This is a genomic window from Micromonospora sp. NPDC051296, from assembly GCF_040682255.1.
Classification (GTDB): domain Bacteria; phylum Actinomycetota; class Actinomycetes; order Mycobacteriales; family Micromonosporaceae; genus Micromonospora; species Micromonospora craterilacus.
Genome location: NZ_JBFBAO010000377.1, coordinates 1 through 6,532, shown reverse-complemented (window position 1 = coordinate 6,532; position 6,532 = coordinate 1). Strand labels below are relative to the sequence as shown.

At 70.8% G+C, this 6,532-nt stretch carries 6 protein-coding genes; 1 reads left to right on the top strand and 5 read right to left on the bottom strand.

Translation table 11 applies throughout. The annotated features are described in order from the left end of the window. Window positions 1-536: 536 nt before the first annotated feature. The gene (locus tag AB0M52_RS28425) at window positions 537-887 is read right to left on the bottom strand and encodes an Lsr2 family protein (protein WP_363959965.1); all 351 of its coding nucleotides are present in this window, start codon (window positions 885-887) and stop codon (window positions 537-539) included. A gap of 114 nt (window positions 888-1,001) precedes the next feature. Further along, complete coding sequence (gene lysS / locus AB0M52_RS28420) at window positions 1,002-2,510, bottom strand: lysine--tRNA ligase (protein WP_363959962.1); 1,509 nt, start codon at window positions 2,508-2,510, stop codon at window positions 1,002-1,004. A gap of 91 nt (window positions 2,511-2,601) precedes the next feature. Here lysS and AB0M52_RS28415 point away from each other — a divergent pair, with 91 nt between their 5' ends. Beyond that, on the top strand, window positions 2,602-2,886 hold the full coding sequence (locus tag AB0M52_RS28415; protein WP_363959959.1) for a hypothetical protein: 285 nt from the start codon (window positions 2,602-2,604) through the stop codon (window positions 2,884-2,886). Window positions 2,887-2,989: 103 nt separating this feature from the next. On the opposite strand, the gene AB0M52_RS28410 is transcribed toward AB0M52_RS28415, so the two are convergent. Genes AB0M52_RS28410 through AB0M52_RS28400 form a run of 3 tightly spaced genes read right to left on the bottom strand, consistent with a single transcriptional unit; the run spans window position 2,990 to window position 6,352 of the window. After that, window positions 2,990-3,748 (bottom strand): type III pantothenate kinase, encoded by a 759-nt coding sequence (locus AB0M52_RS28410; RefSeq protein WP_363959956.1) that lies wholly within the window; start codon window positions 3,746-3,748, stop codon window positions 2,990-2,992. 19 nt (window positions 3,749-3,767) lie between these two features. Then, window positions 3,768-4,664 carry a carboxylating nicotinate-nucleotide diphosphorylase gene (gene nadC / locus AB0M52_RS28405; RefSeq protein ID WP_363959968.1) on the bottom strand — a complete coding sequence of 299 codons (897 nt, stop codon included), beginning with the start codon at window positions 4,662-4,664 and terminating at the stop codon, window positions 3,768-3,770. Then, window positions 4,661-6,352, bottom strand: a complete 1,692-nt coding sequence (locus AB0M52_RS28400; protein WP_363959953.1) for an L-aspartate oxidase — start codon at window positions 6,350-6,352, stop codon at window positions 4,661-4,663. The genes nadC and AB0M52_RS28400 overlap by 4 nt, the downstream gene beginning before the upstream one ends. Window positions 6,353-6,532: the final 180 nt, after the last annotated feature.

The window sequence follows — 6,532 nt, the reverse complement described above, 5'->3', positions numbered from 1 at the left end:
TGCTCCGTACCGATGTAGTTGTGGTTGAGCATCCGGGCCTCTTCCTGGGCCAGGACGACAACCCGTCGCGCTCGGTCGGTGAACCGCTCGAACATGCCCTCGTGCTCCTCACGTGCCGTGCGCACTCGATCTTGGTGGTCAAGACTCTCGGCGGGGCCGGATACGCGAGCGCCCGGGACGGGCGTCCGCGCCTCTTTACTCTATCGCCGCGGACCGACTCGGCTGACCTCGTGTGTCAGCGCCATTGGCCCGGTACGCGTCGTTTTGCACAACCATCCACGCTCAGCAGGTGTTCCGGGCATGGCGCCTGTACGCGCAGAGCGAAATTCGGCCGGCAGCCGTGGGCCGCCGGGACCACCGCACGGAGGCGTCCCGGCAGTGGACGGCATCCCTCCGACGCCGTCCACAGGTTGTGGACAAGACATCCACCGGCTGTGGACAACGCCCACCCCACCGGTAATAGTCCCGGACACGGCGACGCCGGCCCGGAGGCGTGCTCCGGGCCGGCGTGGCGGACGACCGTCAGATGCTCGGTCTCAGTGACCGGCCTTGGCGTGGTACTCGTCGACGATTTCCTGCGGGATCCGACCCCGGTCGGAGATGTCCTTGCCGGCCTTGCGGGCCCACGCCCGGATGGCCTTGTTCTGCTCGCGGTCGGCGGTGGCACCACCCCGGCCGCGAGCGGCGCGCCCGCCGACAACCACACCGCCGCGCCCCACCTTGGTGCCGTGGGCGATGTACGTAGCGAATGCCCCACGCAATTTCTCGGCGTTCGAACCGGACAGGTCGATCTCGTACTGAACACCGTCGAGCGCGAACTTGACGGTCTCGTCCGCGTCCCCGCCGTCCAGGTCATCGACCAGCTTGTGAATGATCTGCTTGGCCACGTCCCACATTCCTTTCGAGCAGGGCTGCTCCTGCCACTAACAAGAGCACAATAACAAGTGAGATGCTTGCTGCGTCAATAGGATGCGGTAACGACCCGGCGGAGTTCCGTACGACTACTCCGGGCGGACCAACGGGAAGAGGATGGTTTCCCGAATTCCCAGGCCGGTCAGCGCCATCAGGAGCCGGTCGATTCCCATTCCCATGCCGCCGGCCGGGGGCATTCCGTACTCCATCGCCCGGAGAAAGTCCTCGTCCAGCCGCATCGCCTCGTCGTCGCCGCGGGCGGCCAGTTGCGCCTGGGCGACCAGCCGTTCCCGCTGCACCACCGGGTCGACCAGCTCCGAATACGCGGTGGCCAGCTCGAACCCGAGCACGTACAGATCCCACTTCTCGGCCAGGCCCGGCTCGCCGCGGTGGCCCCGGGTGAGCGGGCTGGTCTCCTCCGGGTAGTCCCGCACGAAGGTGGGTGCCTGGAGACCGGGTACGACCAACTCCTCGAACAGTTCCTCGGCCAGCTTGCCCGGCCCCCACTTGGGGTCAACGGCCAGGCCCACCTTGTCCGCGTACTCGACCAGACGGGCCCGCTCGGTGCGGACCGTGACCTCCTCGCCGAGTGCCTCGGAAAGCACCCCGAACAGGCTCACCGAACGCCACTCACCGCTCAGGTCGAACGCCCGGCCGTCGGCGTGCGTCACCACGGTCGATCCGCCGACCGCGATGGCCGCCTGCTGTACGAGATTACGGGTCAACTCGGCCATGGTGTTGTAGTCGCCGTACGCCTGGTACGCCTCCAGCATCGCGAACTCCGGCGAGTGCGAAGAGTCGATGCCCTCATTACGGAAGTTGCGGTTGATCTCGAAGACGCGCTCGACACCGCCGACCACGGCGCGCTTGAGAAACAGTTCCGGCGCGATTCGGAGATACAGATCGGTGTCGAGTGCATTGCTGTGGGTCACGAAAGGTCGAGCCGCCGCCCCCCCATGCAGCAACTGCAACATCGGGGTCTCCACCTCGATGAAACCCTGCCCGTGCAGCGAATCGCGCAGGCTGCGTACGGTCGCGGCCCGGGTGCGTACCATCTGGCGGGCCTGCGGACGGACGATCAGGTCGACGTAGCGCTGCCGGACCCGGGCCTCCTCGCTCAGCGGCTTGTGTGCCACTGGCAGCGGGCGCAGCGCCTTCGCGGTGATCGCCCACTGCTCGGCAAGCACGGACAGCTCGCCCCGACGGCTGGTGATCACCTCGCCGGTGACCCCGACGTGGTCACCGAGGTCGACCAGGCGCTTCCAGTCCTCCAGCCGCTCCGCGCCGACCCGGTCGAGCGACAGCATGGCCTGGAGTTCGGTGCCGTCCCCGTCGCGCAGGGTGGCGAAACAGAGCTTGCCGGTGTTCCGTACGAAGATCACCCGGCCGGTGATCGCGGCCCGGTCGCCGGTCGCGGTGTCGGTTGGCAGCTCGGCGTAGCGCTCCCGCACCTCGGCCAGCGTGCTGGTACGCGGATAGCTGATCGGGTACGGCTCGACGCCATCGGCGAGCATCCGGTCCCGCTTCTCCCGGCGGACCTTCATCTGCTCGGGAAGGTCGTCGGCGGGGTCGACTGGCACGGGGCTCTGCTGGGTCACGGCACGCTTCCTCGGAGGGAGAATTCGGGCGGGGTCAAGCCCCGAGCGTACTCAAGGGGCCAGTCGACCGTTACTGGATAGCCTGCCCGCCATGACCGACCCCACTCATGCCTTGTCGTTCGGCGTGGCCGCCGCGGACTATGACCGCTTCACCCCAACCGAGTGGGCCGAATTCACCCACAGCACCCCGCTGACCCGCGACGAACTACTGGGCCTGGTCCGTACCCGCTCCCACTACCTGACCGCCACCCCCGACCGCCAGGCCGAAGTCGACCGCGAGGTCCGCCAGCTACTGGACACCCACCCGGACCTGACCGGACAGGCGACCATCAACCTCCCGTACCGCACCCTGACCGCCCGCACCCACCGAACCTGACCAATCGCGACCACCCAGGCCCAGACCCCACTCCAGCGGACCGGATGACGCCGGCCCACCGAGGGTTCCGGGCACCCCCCACCAACCACAAGATCAAAACCAGTCAGACGTTCCGCTCGTACACCATGCGCAGACCGATCAGCGTGATCATCGGCTCGTGGTGGGTGATCGTCCGGCACTCGTTGAGCACCAGCGACGCCAGCCCGCCGGTGGCGATCACCGCCTTCAGCTCGCCCAGCTCGGCGGCCATCCGCTCGACGATCCGGTCCACCTGCCCAGCGAAGCCGAAGTAGAGCCCCGCCTGGAGGCACTCGACGGTGTTCTTACCGATCACCGAGCGCGGCTTGGTCGCCTCGACCTTGCGCAGCTGGGCGGCGCGGGCGGCGAGCGCGTCGAAGGAGATCTCGATGCCGGGCGCGAACGCCCCGCCGAGGAACTCACCGCGGGCGCTGATCACGTCGAAGTTGGTCGTGGTGCCGAAGTCGACCACGATCGACGGTCCGCCGTAGAGGGTGTACGCGGCCAGCGTGTTGACCACCCGGTCGGCGCCCACCTCCTTCGGGTTGTCGATGGCCAGTTGCACTCCGGTGCGTACCCCGGGTTCCACGATCACGCTCGGCAGTTCCCCGTAGTAACGGGTCAGCATGGTCCGCAGCGAGCGCAGGGCGGCCGGCACGGTCGAGCAGGCGGCGACACCGGTGATCTCGACGGCGTCCCCGGCGAGCAGCCCCCGGAACATCAGGCCCAGTTCGTCGGCGGTCGAGCGGGCGTCGGTCTTGATCCGCCAGGAGTGCACCAGCTTGTCGCCGTCGAAGGTCGCCAGCACGGTGTTGGTGTTCCCGATGTCGATGCAGAGCAGCACGCACGCAGCCTAGACGGGTTCACTCCGTACGCAGGTCCAGGGCGATGTCCAGGATCGGCGAGGAGTGGGTGAGCGCGCCGACCGAGAGGAAGTCGACGCCGGTGGCACCCACCTCGGCGGCGTCGGCGAGGGTCAGCCCGCCGGTCGCCTCCAGCTCGGCCCGGTCGCCGACAGCGGCCACCACGGCTGCGAGCACCGGCGGCGGCATGTTGTCCAGCAGGAGGAACTTCGCGCCGGCCTCGACCGCCTCCACCGCCTCGGCGAGCGTGTCCACCTCGACCTGCACCGGCACGTCCGGGAACGCCTCCCGGACCCGCCAGTAGGCGGCGGTGATCCCGCCCGCGGCGTACTTGTGGTTGTCCTTGATCATGGCGACGTCGTGCAGGCCCATCCGCTTGTTCGTGCCGCCGCCGGCGCGGACCGCGTACTTCTCCAGGGAGCGCAGGCCGGGGGTGGTCTTGCGGGTGTCCAGGACCATCGCCTTGCTGCCGGCCAGGGCGTCCGCCCAGGCCCGGGTGTGGGTGGCCACCCCGGACATCCGGCAGAGCAGGTTGAGTGCGGTCCGCTCGGCGGTGAGCAGCACCCGGCTTGGGCCGGTCACCGTGGCCAGCACGTCGCCGCGGGCCACCCGCTCGCCGTCGCGGGCCACCAGCGACACCTCGACGGTACGGCCCGCCCCGGTCATCTCGGCGGCCAGCTCGAACACGGCGGCGGCGACCGCCAGCCCGGCGACCACCCCGTCGGCTCGGGCCACCAGGTCGGCGGTGTCGGTCTGCGCGGCCGGGATGGTCGCCACGCTGGTGACGTCGAGCCCGTCCGGGCCGAGGTCCTCGACCAGGGCGTTCTCGATGATCCCGCGCACCTGGTCCGGGTCCAGCCCGACCTCGCGCAGCATCCGCTCCGTCTCACCCATCAGGTTTCCTCCCACCGAGTGGTCAACCGGCCCTGCCTGCCGATCGCGCCGACCAGGTGGCCGTGCCACCGCTCGTCGGCCGATCCGAAGTCCTCCCGCCAGTGGCAGCCCCGGGTCTCCTGGCGCGCGTACGCGGCGGCGACCAGCGTGGCCGCGACGGTGATCAGGTTGGTCGCCTCCCAGTCGGCGGTGCGGGGAGTGCCGCGACCGGTGCCCAGGTCGACCAGTTCGGTCGCGGTCGCGGTGAGCGACGCGGCCGAACGGAGCACTCCGGCGCCGCGGGTCATGGCCCGCTGCAACGCCGGCGTCACCGCGGCCGGTACCAGCCAGCCGGTGCCCCCGCGCCAGGCTCCGGTGTCCGCCGGGCGCGCCTGCTCGGGCAGGCCGGACGCGATGTGGTCGGCGATCCGCCGGGAGAACACCAGTCCTTCCAGCAGCGAGTTGCTGGCCAGCCGGTTCGCACCGTGCACGCCGGTGCAGGCGACCTCGCCGCAGGCGTACAGGCCGGGGATGGAGGTCCGGCCGTGCAGGTCGGTGCGGACCCCGCCGGAGGCGTAGTGCGCGGCCGGGGCGACCGGGATCAGGTCGGTGCCCGGGTCGACTCCGATGGCCAGGCAGGAGGCGACGATGGTGGGGAAGCGTCGGGCCAGGAAGTCGCCGCCGAGGTGGCGGGCGTCGAGGTAGACATGGTCGTCGCCGGTGGCCAGCAGCACCCGGTGGATCCCCTTGGCCACCACGTCCCGGGGCGCCAGCTCGGCCAGTTCGTGCTGGCCGAGCATGAACCGCTTGCCGTCGGCGTCCACCAGGTGCGCGCCCTCGCCCCGCAACGCCTCGGAAACCAGCGGCTGCTGGGCGTGGCCGGTGCCGGGCAGGCGAGCGTGTTCCGGCACGATCAGCGCGGTCGGATGGAACTGCACGAACTCCACGTCGGTGACCGCCGCCCCGGCGCGCATGGCCAGTGCGACACCGTCGCCGGTGGAGACCGCGGGGTTGGTGGTCGCCGCGAAGATCTGGCCCATCCCGCCGGTGGCCAGTACGACCGCCCGGGCCAGGATGGCGCCCACGCCGTCCTCGCTGCCCTCACCGAGGACGTGCAGGGTGATACCGCACGCCGGGCCGAGCCCGTCCGGACCGTCGCCGGGCGCGCGGAGCAGGTCCAGCACCAGCGCGTGCTCGACCAGGCGGATCCACGGGTCGCGGCGAACCGCCTCGTGCAGCGCCCGCTGCACCTCCGCCCCGGTCGCGTCGCCGCCGGCGTGCACGATCCGGTCGGCGCGGTGCCCACCCTCCCGGGTGAGCATCAGTGAGCCGTCGGGGTTGCGGTCGAACTCGGCGCCGATGCGCATCAGCTCGCGCAGCCGGGTCGGCCCCTCCTCCACCAGGACGCGCACCGCCGCCGGGTCGCACAGACCCACTCCGGCGATCTCGGTGTCGGAGGCGTGCATCGCCGGCGTGTCCGCCGGATCGAGCACCGCGGCGATGCCGCCCTGTGCCCAGCGCGTCGACCCCTCGTCGATGTTGACCTTGGTGACCACGGTGACGTGCAGGCCCGCCTCGCGCAGATGCAGCGCGGCGGTCAGCCCGGCCACCCCGGAGCCGACCACGATCACGTCGGTGGTCTCCACCCAGCCGGGTGCCGGAGCGGCCAGCAGGCTCGGCAGCGCCGGCAGGTCGACGGTCGGTAGCTCCATACCCACAGTCAACCCGAGCGCCGCTCAGCTTGGGCGGCGGGGGCGGGACGAGTGGTTCCGGCTACTTCGTCCGCACCGGCAGGCCGGCCGGGCCGGCACCCTTGAGCGACCCGGTCACGGCGCGGTCTGCGAGCCACAGGTAGCAGCGGACGCCCCGGTCCCCGGCACGCCACCGGCCGG

What these genes read in the sequence shown, in the direction of transcription:
- AB0M52_RS28415 (WP_363959959.1), top strand. Translation starts at nt 2,602, where the DNA reads ATGACCGACCCCACTCATGCCTTGTCGTTCGGCGTGGCCGCCGCGGAC.
- AB0M52_RS28400 (WP_363959953.1), bottom strand. Translation starts at nt 6,352, where the DNA reads ATGGAGCTACCGACCGTCGACCTGCCGGCGCTGCCGAGCCTGCTGGCC.